Below are 17,344 nucleotides of genomic sequence, written 5' to 3'. Positions count from 1 at the left end.
TAACATCTTAACGTTTATTCAAACTGAGTGCTTCGCTACTTACTAACAGGATTTTATCCTTTGAATTATACCCAATCGCCCATCGATTTCCGTATCGATCTCCAGGAATTCCTGGGAATTTATCGGCCTCATCATTATCCATATCTTGAAGATAATCATAGGACTCTGGGATGGGAGCCGAGTAACGATCGATTCCAACACCATCAACATAGTACATCCGCCAGTGATTGGTGTCATTTATGAAATGATGCTCTTGATCATAGGAACCGGGCATAACCTCAACGCTGTACTCAAGGTAATCTGGGTTGACCAGAACAGTATGCCCATTATCCATGATTGCGGAATAATAAGTGCCATAGTCCACCAAATCTGGATAACGATGACGTTCAATCTTTTGCCGTGGCGCCAGCTCAATATCTGTCCCATCAATCACTCTCTGTTTATTAGGATGTCGTTTTTCATCGATTTCAGTTTGAAATTTTTTCAAGAATTCATTGGCCGAACCGTGCAATTTGGAAATACCATCCGAAATCCGATTTTTTCTAACCATGATACTGTCCCTCCTTAATTTTTTTACACTTGATTTTACCACATTGAAGACTAAATTCTAACGTTTGGGCACCAAGGTATCGTATACTTGCTTATAGTATAAGAGATCAAATAATCAATGAAGGTAGGTAAGAAAAATGGAATTGAAGCTTGAACGAATCTATACCAAGCCCGTCGATAAGGATGGATACCGAATCCTAGTTGATCGTCTCTGGCCTCGTGGAATCTCGAAGGTTAACGCCGATCTAGATATTTGGTTCAAATCAATCGCTCCAAGTACCGAACTAAGAAAATGGTTCGGACACGACCCCGCCAAGTTTGAGGAATTCAAACAAAAGTATTTGGATGAACTAAAAAATAATCCACAAATGCCCGGATTTATATCATTAATTTCCACCCATTTAAAATCTGGTAATGTAATTTTATTGTACGGAGCAAAGGATACAAAGCATAATCAAGCGATCATTATCTATCACTATTTGCTTGCCCAACCTGAGATTAAAGCAGTACTCAATCAGTAATGGAGGAATTTAACATGAAAACAGTAGAAATTGGTAAATCAGACGTAACGACCGTCCCACTAGGTTTAGGCACTAATGCCGTTGGTGGTCACAACTTATTTCCAAACTTAAGTGACCAAACCGGAATCGAAATCGTTAAAACAGCTTTAGACTCTGGCATTACCCTGCTAGATACTGCCTTTGCGTATGGCATGGGCGAATCAGAAAAACTAATCGGTGAAGCCATCAAGGGATACGATCGTTCTAAGATTCAGATCGCTACTAAGGGTTGTCAAAAGGTTCAAAGCGATGGAAGCGTTGTTATTGATGACTCTCCGGAATACTTAAAACAATGCGTCGAAGATAGTTTGAAACGACTTCAAACCGACTACGTTGATATCTTCTACATCCATTTTCCAGATGATCACACCCCATTAAACGAATCAGTGGCTGCTTTAAACGAAATGAAAAAAGCCGGTAAGATTCGTGCCATCGGAGTTTCAAACATGTCAATGAAACAATTAAAGCAGGCCAACCTTGACGGACTGGTTGACATTGATGAAGAAGAATACAACTTGATTGATCGCTCAGCCGAAAGGGAAAGATTCCCATATCTAAAGGAACACGATATTTCATTTGTTCCATTCTTCCCACTTGCATCTGGACTCTTGACCGGCAAGTACAGCAAAGAGACTAAGTTCCCAAAGGATGATATCAGACATGACAATCCCGACTTTAAAGGCAAAGAGTTCAAAAAGATTGTTGAAAAAGTTGACCAACTAAAGCCAATTGCCGACAAGCATGACGCTACCGTTGCTCAAATCGTCATTGCTTGGTACATCAAGAATCCTGATATCACGGTTGTTATTCCGGGTGCCAAAAAGCCAGAGCAAGTCAAAAGCAATGCTAAAGCGTTAGACATTGACCTTAGCCACGCCGAGTATGATCAAATTAACACCCTATTTAAATAGAAATTAAGAAATGAAAAGCGTTCATCAAATGATGAACGCTTTTTTGACACTTATTTACTTTTAATTTCACGGTAGAAAATGATTTGAGCCGCTGAATTCCAGAAACTAATGAAAATCATTGGAACATATACAATTACAGAAACCACCGCGGCTAAAATAGAATTACCCTTCACAACGGTTGTAACGGCTGTCATCAAAATGGTTAATACGAAATACATACAGAAAAATAACAGCTGCAGATAAAAAAAGTTCCACTTGTAACCCTTCGTTGTTTGCCAAGCATCGGTAAATGCTTGAGTAATCCCAACTTCTTTTCCGGTCTCAATTTCATCTTGATACGAATACATCCAAAGACCCCATCCAACCGACAAGATGACGCCGGGAACAATCAATAGGAGGGTTGCAAAGGCCTCTGCAAGTGTCATTAATAGTCCTACCAGAATGATGACAGGCCAATTATACTTACGATTAAAAGCCACAAAAGCATTCTTAAACTTAAAACTATCATTTTGAATACTCTTGGCGTATCCCATGGCCAGAGAGGCAGAAAATAAGATTCCCACCAGACCAACGATTAATTCAAAGATTGAGAAAAGGGCTCTTTGCATGCCTTGAAGCTTGAACAACATCATTGGATCCGAAAAAGCTCCCACGACCCCAGCTGGGATGCCCATTAAAAACATCATCCACCAGTTCTTCTTAACGATTCCCCACGACTTTGTCATTGCATTTGCAATCATATGTATTCCTCCATTTTTCGTTACTAGAATTATCACACGCCGAGTTCTTTTTGACAACGTAAAAAAAGAGAAGCAACTTGCTTCTCTTTTTGTAACTAATGATTAACTATTTAATTTCTTCGTAGAATTTAATGTTAGCCATTGAGAACCATACCATGTAAAAGATTGAAATTGCGATGGCGAGCACCGTCAAAATGACTTCAAGCACAATTGCAAAGACGGTCCATGTCAACATTGAGGCAAAGATCCACCAGAGAAGTGCACCTACCAGGACAATTACCGCGTAGGTTACGATGGCAATGATTAGGTTCAAAACTTTCAAACCAATCAGACCCCAACGATTGCCAGTCATGAGTTTCCATGAAGCTGAAAAGCCATCCATTAGATGAACTTTTTTACCAGCTCGTTGAGCATCAAAGTAGGTTAAGTAAATGAACGCTAACCCAGTGGCAACAAAGATCCAAGCAATTCCAACTAATGCTAGAATCACAATTCCAACAATGATCAAAGCGACCACTTGAGCGGTGGTGGTGTTAAAACCAAAGACTCGAGGAACAAATGAAGCACTAATAACGCCAGCGGAGGCAACAAATAATGCACCAAAAATGAAACTAATCAAATCCATAAAAGCGGCATACAGTGCTGCCACTAACCAAGTGTTTCCTTGTTTAAATGCCACAAAGGCATCCTCAAATTTAAACGTATTGGTCTCGTCACCAGTCAGGTATCCCATCGCTGCTGATTCAAATAATACAATCCCAATAATTCCAACGATGATCGAGATTAACCAGATACTAAAACTGGCACCCAAACTATAACTTAAACTCAAAGCCTCAGAATTTTGCAGGCTGCTAACCAATCCACCCAGAACAGCGGATATTAAGATCGCAGGAACAACCATTGCTAACAAAATCCAAAAATGCTTTTTGGTTACGTTAAGGGCACTTTTAATTGCTTTAATAATCATAATAATTCTCCCTTTGTTAATTTATTTACAATTTCATTATAACGAAATCTTAATAAAAACGCTATCAGTCACAACCAATAAAAAAAAGAAGCACACGCTTCTCTTTTGACTAAATTAGTCATCCCATTGGTCAACAGTGTCAACTGGAGCATCAGGATTCCCATTCCAACGGAAGTCACCGTACCAAATTGAACGCTTGTCAACGTTAAGGCTATTAATTAGGCGAATGTCATCGTCGTCAAGTTCAAAGTCAAAGATGTCAGCATTGGCTTTAATGTATTTTTCGTGAGCTGACTTTGGAATTGAGATAATGCCTCGTTGCATGTCCCAACGAATGATGATTTGTGCGGTTGATTTACCGTACTTTTCAGCAACCTTCTTAACAAGTGGATTGTTTAAAGCGGCTCCACCACCAAGTGGTGACCATGCTTCAAGTTTAATGTCATTTAAGTCACAGTATTCTTTAATGTCAGCTTCTTGTTCTAATGGATGAAATTCCATTTGGTTAACAGCTGGCTTTACGGAAGCGTGCTTCATCAAGTCTCTTAGACGACGAATGTTGAAGTTTGAAACTCCAATGGCCCGTGCTTTACCTTCATGGTAAATCTTTTCAAGAGCACGCCAGGTTTCCTTGTACTTACCATTAACTGGCCAGTGAATCAGTAACAAATCAACGTATGAAGTTTGAAGACGCTTTAATTGTCCTTCAAAAGCTTCAAGAGTTGAATCATATCCTTGGTCACCATTAAATACTTTAGTCGTTAGAAAAACATCTTCACGTTTTAATCCGTTGTCAGCCAGACCTTTTTTCAGACCCTCACCAACACCGGCTTCATTTCCATATTGTTTGGCGGTATCGATTGCTCGATAACCATCATTTAGTGCCCATTCAACGGATTGAGCGGCGGTTTTATTATCACTCTTCCAAACACCCATTCCTAATTGGGGCATTTCAACGCCATTATTTAAACGTACTTTTGATTCTAAATCTCTACTCATACTTAACACCTCCATGAACTAATTGTAGGATATCACGTTATTTATTTCATGAATTTTGTTTGTTATTTTTAGCGAGCGTCACGGTAAAATCAAGCGTTCCCTTGTTCACGACGTCTAAGATGTACTGAAATAACATCATAATCCAAGAAAAGGCCAACGTGAACGAAGTAATCTCAAAGGCTGTTAGTGAGAAGTAGTGCACAACTTGAAAGAGGATACTGGCCAGCACTAGTAGTAGTCCAATCAAATACGACGTTTTCAGGAAGTTTTTAGAAATTCCAGGCCAAAGCCAACGAATTCCAGCAATCAGAATAATAATAATCCAAACTAACGACCAGCCAAACTGAGTGTGCCAAAAATGCATCCACGGAATCTGAATGTCATTGGGAATAATCCCGATTGCAGCCACGTTAAACGCCATTAACGTCAAAAGGGTTCGTAAAATCCAAGTTTGAATGGTTGGTCTTTGAACTGATTTTAACGAAACAAACAAGAAATCAATCACAGCCCACATCAATAAAGCGGAAAAGATAATGGTCAAGTTAAACTGCCAACTGTCGGTTGCTCGACTCGTCCCCAAAAAGCTCAGATTATGGCGCCACCAGTAGCGATGACTGTTTGACGACATAGAGATCAGAACACCAGAAACAATGATTAGGTTCAAAAGATCGACTAATAAAGTTGGCGTTAGAGCCACTGCCACACTAATCATGACGTAGTTCACGATTCCCTCTAAAATGGCAATGATGATGGTCGCCGTATACACATCGAAAGTGGCGCCTTTAAAAGCAATTCCCAGAATCCAAAATACCCCAAGCAGCCCAACCAATAAACTGGCAGTAAAGGATAGAACAATCGTTGGAAAGTTTCGCCAGTAAATATTGCGATAAATGGTATTTTGTGGATTCTTGCGACTTTTAATGAGAAAAATCGTAAACAGTAAAGCACCAAAAAACAGTCCCAATACAATGGTGCCACTGGCAATCGAATATTTACCACTGATGGGGACGATCTGAAAGTGCCGATACTTAAAAAAGATCAGTGCGATTAACGCGGTCATCACCGCCGGAATCAGCGACCACCAGATCGAAACGTTCCACGAATTCGGCGTGCCATCATTAACTTTCTCTACCGTCATGCCCTGTCTTCGCAGTGTCAAGTTCAATTTGGCTCCCGGCTTAATATGGAGACGTTCAACGACCTGATTTGGGATTGCAATTTTATACTTTGGTTCCGTCATTATGATTCCTCGTTCGTTATGAATTTGAAAATAGTTTTATTCTTCTATTATAACGGACCCAGGACTAATTATTAAAAAAAGAAGCAGAATTCTATGAATTCTACTTCTTAAGTTAGTTGATAATTTTAATTTATTTGTCATCACCAGTGAAATCGAAAACAACACGGCCAACAATCTTACCAGCCTTCATGTCATCAATTACGTTGTTGATATTTTCTAACTTGTCAGTTCTAACGATTGGTTTAACCTTACCTTCAGCACCGAACTGGAAGGTTTCTCTAAGATCTTGTCTAGTTCCAACTAGTGAACCAGCAACTTTAATACCGTCAAGAACGGTCTTGTCGATGTTAAGTGCCATATCACCCTTTGGTAGAGCAACCGCAACTAAGGTTCCGTCAGGACGTAAAGCGTTAACTGATTGAGTGAAAGCATCCTTGTTAACGGCAGTAACGATTGAATCGTAAACCCCACCAACTTTATCTTGAACTTGTTGTGCAACGTTACCGTCATGTCTGTTAATCAAAACATCGGCACCATTTTCTTTAGCAGCTTCCAACTTCTTAGGATCTCCATCCACAACTACAACTGGAGCACCAAAGACGTTTTTGGCAAGTTGAACACCCAGGTTACCTAATCCACCGGCACCAACGATTTCAACCCATTTGCCGGGTCTCGTGTCACCAATCTTTAAAGCCTTGTAAGTGGTAACACCGGCACAAGTTAGTGAAGTTGCTTCAACGGGGTCCAATCCTTCAGGAACCTTAACGGCGTACTTAGCATCAACGATACATTCTTCTGCCATGGCACCGTTAACGGTGAAACCAGAGTTTTTAACGTTACGACATAAGGTCTCATTACCAGTAACACAGTACTCACAAGTACCGTCAGCTGAGTAGAACCAAGCGATTGAAACTCGGTCACCAACTTTTAAGTCGGTAACGTCGTCAGCAACTTGAGTTACACGTCCAACTCCTTCGTGACCAATGATTCGGCCCGGAACTTCACCGAAGTCACCCGAGGCAACGTGGAGGTCAGTATGACAGAGTCCACAATACTCAACTTTAACTAAAGCTTCACCCTCGTGAATTGGACGAAGTTTGACATCTTTAACATCAACGTATCCATCTGAATTATCTCTAACAACTGCTGCTTTTACCATATTAATTCTCCTATTCCCATGATTTATAGTCGTCTATCTATCAACAATTCCTATCATATAGTTAAAATTTTCACGTGTCAACAGGGAATTGTAAGCGATAACAGATTGTAATATATCCTTAAAAAACGAAGAATTAAAAAAGTGATTTATTTCCATGCCCAGGGGTCTTGATGCCATTTATTAAGTCGCTCGTACTGATCATTTTCGATTTGACCGTTGTTAAGCATTTGCTTAATTAGTTCAGGATAAGTTAACAGCGGAACAAATCTTAAATCGGCCTTGTTAAAATTATCGTCGGCATCACTAAAACCATAGGAGAAGATGGAAACTACCCCATCAACTTGATGGCCGTCATTTTGAACTGCCTGAGCCGCCTGAATCACGCTTCCGCCAGTTGAGATTAGATCATCAATCAGCACAATGTGATCATCTGGGCCTACTTTTCCTTCAATCTGTTTACTAGTCCCATGATCTTTTGGTTTGGATCTAACGTAGATCATCGGTAACTTCATTGCTTCAGCTACCCAAGCCGCGTGCGGGATTCCAGCCGTTGCCACTCCGCCAATGACCGTGACGTTCGGAAAATTAGTCTGAATTAATTGACCAAGGGCCTGATAAATCTTTTTTCTTAGTTTTGGATATGAAATCGTTAAACGTAGGTCGGTATAAATTGGCGACTTAATCCCACTGGCAAACGTAAAGGGGCGTCTTGGATTCAGTTGAACGATTTGGTCGTTAACTAGGTCCTTTAAAATTTCAGTTGTACTATGCATAACTAATCTGTCCCCTTTTTTAAATTCCATTCATCATTGTATTTTTGATAAGCCCGATAAGGATGTTCACTCTGCGTAATGGGACGTCCTACGACAATGGCAGACGCACCATCACGTCTTGCTTGTTCTGGTGTTGCCACCCGTTTTTGATCTTCACTGGCGTCGTCTTTACTTCTGATTCCCGGCACAACGTAATCAAAATCATCACCAACTTGTTTCACTAAATCGGGTAGTTCCTTAGCGGAGGTAATGATCCCCTCACAACCAGAACCTTTAGCTAACTTAGCTAGAGAAACCACCTGCTCATTCATGCTCAAAGAACAATTTTGTTCATTAGCGAGTCCCTTTTGCGAAATAGAAGTTAATTCGGTCACCCCTAATAACTCGGGAACCTGATTATGAGATTTATTACTCCCATCCACTAAGCCACGCTTAGCAGCCTTCATCATTTCACTTCCGCCAAGTGTGTGCACGGTCACATAATCAACTCCAAGTTGAGCAAGCTGAAACATACCCGCGTACACAGTGTTAGGAATGTCCATTAACTTCAGGTCTAAAAAGATTGAACACCCCTTATTTTTGATTTCTTTGACCGTCTCAGGACCGTATCGATAGAAAAGTTCCATCCCAACCTTGACCGTCAGTTGACCTGGGTACGCAAACTGATCTAAAAACGTATTTACGTCCATCTGCGTCGGAAAATCCAGCGCAATCATCATTGTCTTTTTCATTTTCTTACCTCACAAAAAAGGACCAATCACAGACGGGTGTCAGAGAATGGTCCTTTACAATTAAATTTATATCAGTTAATAAACATAATCCTGGTTTCTCTGAACCAACTTAATTAATTATTACTCTAAATATAGGGAATATCGATGGAGCCGTCAAGGTAAAAGTTCATCTTGTCAAAACAATTTTACTATGTAATAATCACTAACAGCGTCAAATAAACAAGACCAGTGAGTCTTAATTTGGAGGAAATTATGGATAAAATAAGCAATAATACTGAGCACAGCCATGCATCAATGAGCAAGAACCAGAAACTAGTCTTACTGTCGTCTAGTTCTGGCTTTGGTCTTGAAAACATGGACGTGCTTTTTCTGTCTTTTACAATGAGTTCCATCATCGCATCCTTACACATCTCAGCCGGAGCGGCCGGGTTAATTGGAACCATCACCAACTGGGGGATGCTGCTGGGTGGCGTGATCTTTGGATTTCTTGGTGACCGTTTTGGTCGAGTCAAAACGTTTACCTACACCATCTTCATCTTTGCGTTTGCGACCGCTCTAATGGGGTTTGCCAACAACATCTACTTAATCTACTTTCTAAGACTGTTGACCGGGATTGGAGCTGGTGGTGAATACGGACTCGGGATTACTTTACTAGCTGAAGCATTTCCAAAGAATAAGTTAGGAAAAATGTCATCAATTGCATCTGTCGGCGGGCAAGTCGGTGCCTTACTTGCCGCAATCCTGGCTGCCTTTGTTATTCCACACCTTGGCTGGCATACGTTGTACTTGTTCGGGCTCATTCCGATTGTCCTAATCTTCTTCGTTAGACGCCATTTACACGAGTCAGACGAGTTTCTTGAATCAAAGCAGGAACAGACCATTTCTACTGGCGAAGCCATTAAAAAATACATGTTTTCAGACTTTAAGACCGCTTATCAAAGTGTCGGTTTGATGATTATGACAACCGTTCAGATTGCTGGATACTTCGGTTTAATGAACTGGCTTCCAACCATCGTTCAAAAGCAAAGTGGCTTAAACGTCGCGGGATCCTCACTGTGGATGATTTCCACCATTATTGGGATGAGCGTTGGCATGATGGTGTTTGGCACGATTCTTGATCACATCGGACCACGGCTCTCATTTGGGATCTTCCTAATTGCCTCATCAATCATGGTTTACTTATTGGTCCTATCCCACACAACAATTGCTTTACTAGTGATTGGTGCGGTCGTTGGTTTCTTCTCAAATGGGATGTACGGCGGCTATGGTGCCGTAGTTAGTCAGCTCTATCCCACTGAGGTCAGAAGTAGCGCTAACAACATCATCGTGGGTGTTGGTCGAGCAGTTGGTGGGATGTCATCGGTCATTATCGGGATTTTAATGGATCAGTACAACCTGTACGTAGTGATGATTTTCCTCTCTATTTTATATTTAATCAGCTTTGTCACCATGATCAGCATCCCTGGCATTAAAAAATTAAGTAAAAACACTAAATTAAGTGCAAATAACTAACATTTTTAAGCCAAAAGAACTAAAATAGACATGAATAAATGAAAAAGGGGATATATAACATGGCTGATGATTTTGAAACACCACGTGTATTAGACGAAAAGATGTCAGAAGTATTTGATTGGAGCGATGACTCAATTCCAGTACGTGATGCATTATGGGATCACTACATGGAAGATAACAGTCATGATACCATGAAGACTGAATCTGATATGGAAAAGTACTTAAACATGAGCGATGACGACGTTAAAGCTGATGCTGAAAAGTTACTTAAGAAATAGTTTTTGATTCTTAGAACTCATCATTAATTGATGGGTTCTTTTTTATATAAAAAGAGATGACTGAAGTGTCATCTCTTTTATTTAGAATTAATTGTTAACGATTCGTCTTATTCTACGCCCTTAGTTGAAGATATCATATCTAGTTTTTTTAATCTGCTTCTAATCATTATAATTGTAGACAAAGCAGCTAGGACAACAATCAACGAAGCTAGAACGATACTAGTAATAGAAATAAACGGATAATAAATTATCTGACTGGTATTAAAAGTAGTTACGTACTTGGATAGGAACCAATATCCAAACGGAATTCCCAAAAGCCAACCAACTACCGTAATTGTTAAACTCTCAATAATCGTTAAATTTCGGATCTGTTTACGAGAGAATCCTAATATCTCAAGAGTAGCATAACTTCTTGACCTTTCTGTAAAACTTAGAGATCCCAAATTATAAAGAATTACGATGGTCAAAAGGATCCCAAAGATTTGAATCATCAAGAAAATACTACTCAAATTATTTACCATACTTTTAGCATTACTTTTTTGTTCTTTCAAACTAACAATCTGACTAACATCTGGACTCTTCTTAATTGAATTTGAAACGTCTTGATGATTTGTCAAAATTGACGTTGGTTGAAATTTCAACCCATTATTGGTCCACGTCTGTTTAGTTACATACATTCCTTGTGGTGCATTTGATTTAACGATGCCCTTTACTTTCAGCTTCAATTTATTCGTACTTAACGACGGTTTTATAAAAACGGTATCATTTTTCTTAACGTTAGCAGTTCTAGCAATTCCCTCAGCTAAATATATACCACCATCCTTAATTCTTTGACCATCATCGGTTTTAAGATTGATTTGAGATCCAGAACCTAAGACAGTAAGTGGACGATCAAATTTCCCATTTGGACTTAAACTAGCGTAAAACGTTTCAATCTTCTGCCCATCAGTTTTATTAACAATTCGATTAATCTCTGTCTCACTAGTCTTTTGGTTTAAATTAATCTTTTTAGCGTAGTTATACTCATGTCCATACGTTTGGTTAACCTGATTGTCCATTGAATTTTTCGTACCAAATCCAGTCATCACCAAAGCTAGTCCACCAATAACTCCGATTAATCCCATCAGCATTTGAATTTTATTACCAAGATTATCTCTAATTGACCAACGATTACCAATAGGAATTTTATTCCAAACTCGAGGAAATCTTTCGAGAAAGACTCGTTTACCATTTTTAGCAGTACTACCCTTCCTAAATGCCTGGGCTGGTGTTAATCCATGATTCACTTGCGCCGCTAGTAGTGCTGAAAAAATACATATAATTATTACTCCCACAGCAACGTAGATCGGTGTGGGAGTATAGGCAATTTGCCATAACGGAAGCGAAAACATAGATTTCTGTGAATTCATTACAAATGTTGAAAGTGCTGGAGCTACTATCAAACCAGCAATTGCACCAATTCCTCCAACAAAAAGACCATACATTGAGTAATACATGGACAATGCTATATTGGAATATCCTAATGACTGTAAAGTTGCCATGTCCTTTTGTTGCTGATCAATTATTTTTCTAATAGTGGTATACATGGCCAATACAGCTAATAGAATAAAGATAATTGAAAACAAAATTGAAAGATTACGTATTTGTTTTACTCGATCAACAGCTGTTGAGATGCCAACATCGGATTTTTGAGTTTGCAAAGTGATAAATTTACTACCAATGATATCTCTAATTTTACTTTCAGTTTTAGAATTATCACTGTCTTTAATATCGACAATATTATTAAGGGCTGGCAATTTAAATTTATTGAGCAATGTCTTTTCACTAATGATTCCATACCCATAGTTTTGTTCTTGAGGAGATATGAAATCATTGGTCCCGGTATAATACATCTTGTTCGGAGAATTTATCATACCGACCACTGTTAATTTAATGGGTTGGTTATTGAAATTAATAGTGACTTGTTTTCCTTTCTTTAACCCATTCTTTTTAGCAAACTTCTCATTCAAATAAATGCCCTTAGTATTTTTATTTATATTCTTGCCATTAGTTTGAAATGTACGAGAAATTTCTTGGGTTCCAGGAGTATCAATCTCTAAATAACGTTTATCCCCCTTTAATTGTGCCGTGGTACTAATTTCTGTTTTAGCCGATGTCTTTGAAACACGTGGAATCGACTTAATTGTATTTAGTTCTTTATTGCTCAATCCTGTCGATTGTAATGTCGATGTAGCCAAATGGGTTTCACTCGTATACTGATTAATATTTTGTTTCATACCATTCCATGTACCTTCTAAACCGGTATAAAAAAGAACACTTAGAAACGCCATCAAAAAAACGGAAAAGAATTGAGTCCAATTTTTCACAACCGTGCGGGTTAATTTCTTAAATAAAAACTTCATCCCCAATCAACCTCCTCAACTTCAAGCGGAGTTGGATTGTCAACGATCTTATCTATTTTGCCATCTTTAATATTGATAACTCGATCAGCAATTGGAGCAACTAATGGATTATGGGTGACGATCACCACGGCCGTATTTTCATTTTTACTACCCTTTAGAATTTTAAAAACTCGTTTTGAGGTTTCAGTATCAAGTGCACCAGTAGGTTCATCACAAAGAAGTACTCTGGGATCTTTAGCCAAGGCTCTCGCAATCGAAACACGTTGCATTTCCCCTCCAGATAACTGATCAGGAAAATTATTTCTTTGTTTTAAAAGACCAACCTTTTTCAAATATTCTTCCGACACTTTCTTGTACTTCTTGTTTTTTAATTGTGCCGAAATTGCCACATTTTCAAATGCCGTAAGATTAGAAATTAAATTATAAAATTGAAACACAAATCCGACAACGTCTCTTCGATAAACTGTCAATTGCTTATCTGACTCTGTGTTAATAAGATCATCATTATATAAAACTTTACCTGACGTTGGTTTATCCATCCCACCTAAGATATTTAAAGTTGTACTTTTACCGGACCCACTTGGTCCCAAAATCACCGTTACTTTATTCGAATCAATATCAAAACTAACGTCGTCTAAAGCATGAGTTGTTTCAGATCCATTTTGATAACTTTTACTGACATGTTTTAAGCTAAGCATAAGTGGTACCTCCATGATTAATTATTAGAAATGTGATAGTATCTTAATTTTTTCGCTGATAGTTGGTTTATGATATTGCTCAATAATTTTTTTAGATACCATTTCTCGACTTTCTTTTATTTTTTCATTTGCATCTATTAATGCATCACTCGTTGATACAATCTGAGGTAAGTGAAGTATTTCAATAATTTTATCTACTCGTTCATATGGTGAACCGCCAATAATATGCATAGGAATATTTAATTTCTTATAAGCTTTAAATATTTCCTCATCGGATAGTTGACGATATTTTTCAGAAACCGGTCTGTGGCCATCTGGATCCATCTCAAATTCTATTGGCAAATGAATGATTTCAGTGTAAGTACTTTTAGCATATTTATTAACAACTCTTCCATATCCATTTAAGTATTTTTTCATAAATTTATTAGCATTAATTCCTAAAAAATATTTAATTAATTGTTGGTACCAAGGCGCACCAGGATTAATCCCTATTTTGGTTCTAACAGTTCCATATATCCATTCGTTTAATACCGACCCATCAGAAATAAAATCAGTTTTTTTATCAATTAGTTTTTCTTCAGCTTTAATTCTTTCTTTGAATCTATACAGTCCCAATGCTAATAGTTCTGTCATATTCATATCTTGGAATCTTAATCCTGGGTATAACGAAGTTAAAATTTCCCTAGCAGACAACGCATTAATCATCGGAATACCAGTTGCTATTGATAGTGCTGTCGTAGTTGTTGTTTTTCCAGTAGAATAAGTACCAGAAATAACAATATGCTTCTTTTGATTATTCAAATTAAACACCATCTTTCTGCAGAGCGGTTTTTGCACTCACATAGACTAAGTCCATTTGATCATGACCTCTCATATCCATAGAAAGCCAAGTCGTATCTTTAGTAGTAATGGTCTTATCATTAACTACATCTAAAAATAATTTATCTTTTTGATTTGTCTTTAACAATTTGTTTTTATTATTAAGTTTAAGTTCTAATTTTCTAACCCAAAAATTATTAGAATCATCTCTGGAAACATCCGCCATATTGAACGCAAGAGCTTCACCAAGTTGTGCGAATACAACTAACCAAGACACAAGATATACGGACAATTTATTATCAGACATACCTTCAAAATCACACAATAAAGATTTACTAGATTTAATATTGATATCAAAAATATTATTCCTTATTTCTTTATATTTATTAAATGTATTGGGAATAGATTCCATACATTTTTCAAATAAACACTTAACTTTCATATTTCCGATACTTCCAGTTAACTTAAATAGTCTAGTTAATTTGTCCAATTCAAATTCAACTTTTATATTATTAGAAATGCTAATTGGATTTTTCCCAGTTTTAACGTAAAAATCTGTTAGTATAAAGTCATCACAATTAATCCCCAACTTAGTTAAAATCATATTAAATATTTTTATAGTAATGACTATGGAATCAATACTACTAACATGTTGTGATTGTGATACATTACCCTTAACTGACCAATTATCATATTTAGAAACCTCAACATATGACGTCCATAATCTATCTGTATTTTGAATCAATTTAACATTATGGGATATTTTTTTATACCCACTACCAAAATATCTATTTTGGTAATTCCCAAGTAAATCATCAATAGAGTCAAAGTTCATCTGTACAATCCTCCTTTTATTATTATTTGTATAATATATTTATAAGTTTAAAAATAAAAGTAGGGTAATTTTTTAAAGTATCAGCACAAAAGTAAACTGGAGGCACTTATGGAAAACAATAACATCATCGATGACTGTCCTATTCAACCAGTTGTGGACATCATTAGTGGAAAATGGACCTCATACATTCTCTGGGAAATTTACAATAAAAATAATCATTATGGAGGTATCACACGGGCATTACCTGGAATTAGTACCAGAACATTATCAACAAGATTAAAAATGTTAGAAGACAAGCAAATCGTTACGCGCAAAGTCTTTAATACAAACCCTCCCACTGTAGAATATAATTTAACTAAACGTGGAATGGATTTAGCACCTATTTTAAAGTCAATGAAGAAATGGTCAGAACGATATAAAAAATAGAAGCAAAATGACTTCCAAAAGTCATTTTGCTTCTATTTTTTATATTAAATTGTTAACGATCAGTAACCAGCTTATATCCCCGCATTGGTATCGTCTTAATTTTTCCCTTTAGTCCAACTTGATCTAACTTGCGTCGAAGTAAACTAATGTCATCTTCAATGGCATCCTCGTCAATAAAACTTCCGTTCGCCCACAGAAACGTCATCAATTCCTTTTTGGATACTAACTTATTCTTATGCTCAATGAAAAGGACCATTAGTGAAGTCTCCGTTGGAGTTAGCTTAATAGACTGTGTATTACTACTTAGTTCTCCCACTGCCGGATTTAAATTGAACCCATCAAAACTAAACCTATTACTTTTATCTGCCAAATTCTCATCTCCGATTTTATTTATTAAAATTGTCACAAAAAAAGGAAGCTACCAAGTAGCCTCCTTTTAGAGCTTATTAATCGTTGTCGTCCAAATCGTCGACAACCTTTTTATAATCTTTCATAAATTTATCATAAGCAGCAGAATCGAACTTGTCGAACTTACCAACTTCATGAAGGGTGCGTTTAATTTCATGAATGGCACGGTGTTCTTCTAACCAACGATGAACTTTGTGGCCCTCTTGTGATTCAGTGCCTTCCTTGTCCAAAGTTTTTTGTAGTTCGTTCATAATTTCTGAAATCTTATCTAATGCTTTTGTTTCTTTACTTTCGTCTGACATAACAATCTCTCCCCTTTATTTAAGTATGACATCATTATATCTTGAAACATCAGGGGTTCAAACCAATATGCTCAAGGGTTTAAGAAAGTTATAAGAGTTCTTCTTGATTCTTGTGTCGCTGGACGTACTGAAGGATGTAAACGGCCAAAATAACCAGAACGGCACCAAGGACTTCAATCCAACTGATGTGGGTGTGTAAAAAGATCACACTCAAGATAAAGGTTGCTACCGGTTGAATGGCGTCTAGTAAACTGATAACTTCTGAAGAAGTAAAGCGGGAAGCGTAGATCAGTGATGAGAATGTCAGGAGGGTTCCAAAGAGGATGATCCCACAAACACCAAGGACTCCACCCATTCCTAAGTGGGGCACGTTGGTCCAAACGGGATGATTAATGTTAAAGGCTAAACTGGCAATCAGAGTTCCCCAGCCAAGAACCACGATTGGTGAGTTGTCGTGAGCCAGTGGCCTTGGAAGCACCACGTACAAAGCAGCAGTGATTCCAGAAATGATCCCCCAGAAAAAAGAGTCAAAGGGAATGGATAATTGCGAAAGGTCCCCCTTAGTAATTGAAAGGAAAACTCCAGCTAGCGCCAAAATGAAGACCACGATGTCCATCTTCATGGGCTTTTTGTGCATGAACAGAAAACCACCCAGTAGGATGAATAGCGGTGACAGGTACTGCAAAATCGTGGTGGCAGCGGCGTTTCCAGTCTGGATACTAACGTAGAAACTTCCCATGTTGGCAGCCAAACCGAACAAACCGTATAAAACTAGCCACATGATTGATTTCCATGAACGGAAAACACTAAAAATGCCTTTTCCGTAAATAATGGCACTGACTAGTAATAATACAATGGCAGCCCCGGTAGTTCGTGCTGACAAGAACCACGCAGCTGGAATCCCAACGTTTTGTGAAACGTACTGCGTAATAACGCCAGCAACACCCCATGAAGTTGAAGCAAACGCCGCTAAACTAATTCCTTTAACGGTGTTGCTCATCTTACCCGTTTTACTTTTCATATTCTCTCCTCACA

Annotated in this window: 20 protein-coding genes; 5 read left to right on the top strand and 15 right to left on the bottom strand. The window is 38.0% G+C overall.

Annotation, left to right across the window (positions count from 1 at the left end; translation table 11 throughout):
• Nucleotides 1–7 precede the first annotated feature (7 nt).
• Nucleotides 8–550 (bottom strand): hypothetical protein, encoded by a 543-nt coding sequence (locus AC6UD0_RS05635; RefSeq protein ID WP_500693411.1) that lies wholly within the window; start codon nucleotides 548–550, stop codon nucleotides 8–10.
• A gap of 136 nt (nucleotides 551–686) precedes the next feature.
• Between AC6UD0_RS05635 and AC6UD0_RS05630 the strand changes: the two genes are divergently transcribed.
• Nucleotides 687–1,070: a DUF488 domain-containing protein gene (locus AC6UD0_RS05630; RefSeq protein ID WP_500695356.1), complete on the top strand. Its 384-nt coding sequence runs from the start codon at nucleotides 687–689 to the stop codon at nucleotides 1,068–1,070.
• A 14-nt stretch (nucleotides 1,071–1,084) separates the two neighbouring features.
• Nucleotides 1,085–2,020 carry an aldo/keto reductase gene (locus AC6UD0_RS05625; protein ID WP_500695357.1) on the top strand — a complete coding sequence of 312 codons (936 nt, stop codon included), beginning with the start codon at nucleotides 1,085–1,087 and terminating at the stop codon, nucleotides 2,018–2,020.
• 50 nt (nucleotides 2,021–2,070) lie between these two features.
• On the opposite strand, the gene AC6UD0_RS05620 is transcribed toward AC6UD0_RS05625, so the two are convergent.
• The 7 genes from AC6UD0_RS05620 to pyrF form a co-directional block, all read right to left on the bottom strand.
• Nucleotides 2,071–2,760, bottom strand: coding sequence for a hypothetical protein (locus AC6UD0_RS05620; RefSeq protein WP_500695358.1), 690 nt, complete (start codon nucleotides 2,758–2,760; stop codon nucleotides 2,071–2,073).
• Nucleotides 2,761–2,866: 106 nt separating this feature from the next.
• Nucleotides 2,867–3,727 carry a hypothetical protein gene (locus AC6UD0_RS05615; protein ID WP_500693407.1) on the bottom strand — a complete coding sequence of 287 codons (861 nt, stop codon included), beginning with the start codon at nucleotides 3,725–3,727 and terminating at the stop codon, nucleotides 2,867–2,869.
• Nucleotides 3,728–3,841: 114 nt separating this feature from the next.
• The gene (locus AC6UD0_RS05610; RefSeq protein ID WP_500693406.1) at nucleotides 3,842–4,726 is read right to left on the bottom strand and encodes an aldo/keto reductase; all 885 of its coding nucleotides are present in this window, start codon (nucleotides 4,724–4,726) and stop codon (nucleotides 3,842–3,844) included.
• A 46-nt stretch (nucleotides 4,727–4,772) separates the two neighbouring features.
• Nucleotides 4,773–5,966: an AbrB/MazE/SpoVT family DNA-binding domain-containing protein gene (locus tag AC6UD0_RS05605; RefSeq protein ID WP_500693405.1), complete on the bottom strand. Its 1,194-nt coding sequence runs from the start codon at nucleotides 5,964–5,966 to the stop codon at nucleotides 4,773–4,775.
• A gap of 130 nt (nucleotides 5,967–6,096) precedes the next feature.
• On the bottom strand, nucleotides 6,097–7,125 hold the full coding sequence (adhP, locus tag AC6UD0_RS05600; RefSeq protein ID WP_500693404.1) for an alcohol dehydrogenase AdhP: 1,029 nt from the start codon (nucleotides 7,123–7,125) through the stop codon (nucleotides 6,097–6,099).
• 146 nt (nucleotides 7,126–7,271) lie between these two features.
• Nucleotides 7,272–7,898: an orotate phosphoribosyltransferase gene (gene pyrE / locus AC6UD0_RS05595; RefSeq protein WP_500695360.1), complete on the bottom strand. Its 627-nt coding sequence runs from the start codon at nucleotides 7,896–7,898 to the stop codon at nucleotides 7,272–7,274.
• A gap of 2 nt (nucleotides 7,899–7,900) precedes the next feature.
• The gene (gene pyrF / locus AC6UD0_RS05590; protein ID WP_500695361.1) at nucleotides 7,901–8,629 is read right to left on the bottom strand and encodes an orotidine-5'-phosphate decarboxylase; all 729 of its coding nucleotides are present in this window, start codon (nucleotides 8,627–8,629) and stop codon (nucleotides 7,901–7,903) included.
• Between the two features lie 252 nt (nucleotides 8,630–8,881).
• Between pyrF and AC6UD0_RS05585 the strand changes: the two genes are divergently transcribed.
• Nucleotides 8,882–10,141, top strand: a complete 1,260-nt coding sequence (locus AC6UD0_RS05585) for an MFS transporter (RefSeq protein WP_500695362.1) — start codon at nucleotides 8,882–8,884, stop codon at nucleotides 10,139–10,141.
• Nucleotides 10,142–10,200: 59 nt separating this feature from the next.
• Nucleotides 10,201–10,419 carry a P8 family protein gene (locus AC6UD0_RS05580; RefSeq protein WP_500695363.1) on the top strand — a complete coding sequence of 73 codons (219 nt, stop codon included), beginning with the start codon at nucleotides 10,201–10,203 and terminating at the stop codon, nucleotides 10,417–10,419.
• Between the two features lie 107 nt (nucleotides 10,420–10,526).
• On the opposite strand, the gene AC6UD0_RS05575 is transcribed toward AC6UD0_RS05580, so the two are convergent.
• Genes AC6UD0_RS05575 through AC6UD0_RS05560 form a run of 4 tightly spaced genes read right to left on the bottom strand, consistent with a single transcriptional unit; the run spans nucleotide 10,527 to nucleotide 15,173 of the window.
• Nucleotides 10,527–12,821: an ABC transporter permease gene (locus tag AC6UD0_RS05575; RefSeq protein ID WP_500695364.1), complete on the bottom strand. Its 2,295-nt coding sequence runs from the start codon at nucleotides 12,819–12,821 to the stop codon at nucleotides 10,527–10,529.
• Nucleotides 12,818–13,519 (bottom strand): ABC transporter ATP-binding protein, encoded by a 702-nt coding sequence (locus tag AC6UD0_RS05570; protein ID WP_500695365.1) that lies wholly within the window; start codon nucleotides 13,517–13,519, stop codon nucleotides 12,818–12,820. Before AC6UD0_RS05570 ends, AC6UD0_RS05575 begins: the two co-directional genes overlap by 4 nt.
• Before the next feature lie 24 nt (nucleotides 13,520–13,543).
• Nucleotides 13,544–14,329, bottom strand: a complete 786-nt coding sequence (locus AC6UD0_RS05565) for an AAA family ATPase (RefSeq protein WP_500708421.1) — start codon at nucleotides 14,327–14,329, stop codon at nucleotides 13,544–13,546.
• On the bottom strand, nucleotides 14,322–15,173 hold the full coding sequence (locus AC6UD0_RS05560; protein ID WP_500695367.1) for an AvrD family protein: 852 nt from the start codon (nucleotides 15,171–15,173) through the stop codon (nucleotides 14,322–14,324). The genes AC6UD0_RS05565 and AC6UD0_RS05560 overlap by 8 nt, the downstream gene beginning before the upstream one ends.
• A gap of 108 nt (nucleotides 15,174–15,281) precedes the next feature.
• Here AC6UD0_RS05560 and AC6UD0_RS05555 point away from each other — a divergent pair, with 108 nt between their 5' ends.
• Nucleotides 15,282–15,599, top strand: coding sequence for a winged helix-turn-helix transcriptional regulator (locus tag AC6UD0_RS05555; protein ID WP_500695368.1), 318 nt, complete (start codon nucleotides 15,282–15,284; stop codon nucleotides 15,597–15,599).
• A gap of 52 nt (nucleotides 15,600–15,651) precedes the next feature.
• Here the strand turns inward: AC6UD0_RS05555 and AC6UD0_RS05550 are convergent, their stop codons facing one another.
• The 3 genes from AC6UD0_RS05550 to AC6UD0_RS05540 all read right to left on the bottom strand — a co-directional run bounded on the left by AC6UD0_RS05550 (nucleotide 15,652) and on the right by AC6UD0_RS05540 (nucleotide 17,330).
• A complete protein-coding gene (locus AC6UD0_RS05550; protein WP_500695369.1) occupies nucleotides 15,652–15,969 on the bottom strand; it encodes a winged helix-turn-helix domain-containing protein in 318 nt (105 codons plus the stop codon).
• Nucleotides 15,970–16,045: 76 nt separating this feature from the next.
• The gene (locus tag AC6UD0_RS05545; RefSeq protein WP_500693395.1) at nucleotides 16,046–16,309 is read right to left on the bottom strand and encodes a hypothetical protein; all 264 of its coding nucleotides are present in this window, start codon (nucleotides 16,307–16,309) and stop codon (nucleotides 16,046–16,048) included.
• Nucleotides 16,310–16,397: 88 nt separating this feature from the next.
• Nucleotides 16,398–17,330: a DMT family transporter gene (locus AC6UD0_RS05540; RefSeq protein WP_500693394.1), complete on the bottom strand. Its 933-nt coding sequence runs from the start codon at nucleotides 17,328–17,330 to the stop codon at nucleotides 16,398–16,400.
• Nucleotides 17,331–17,344 lie beyond the last annotated feature (14 nt).

The organism is Fructilactobacillus sp. X7R9C1 (genome assembly GCF_059901005.1).
This window is presented reverse-complemented; position numbering and strand designations above follow the sequence as displayed.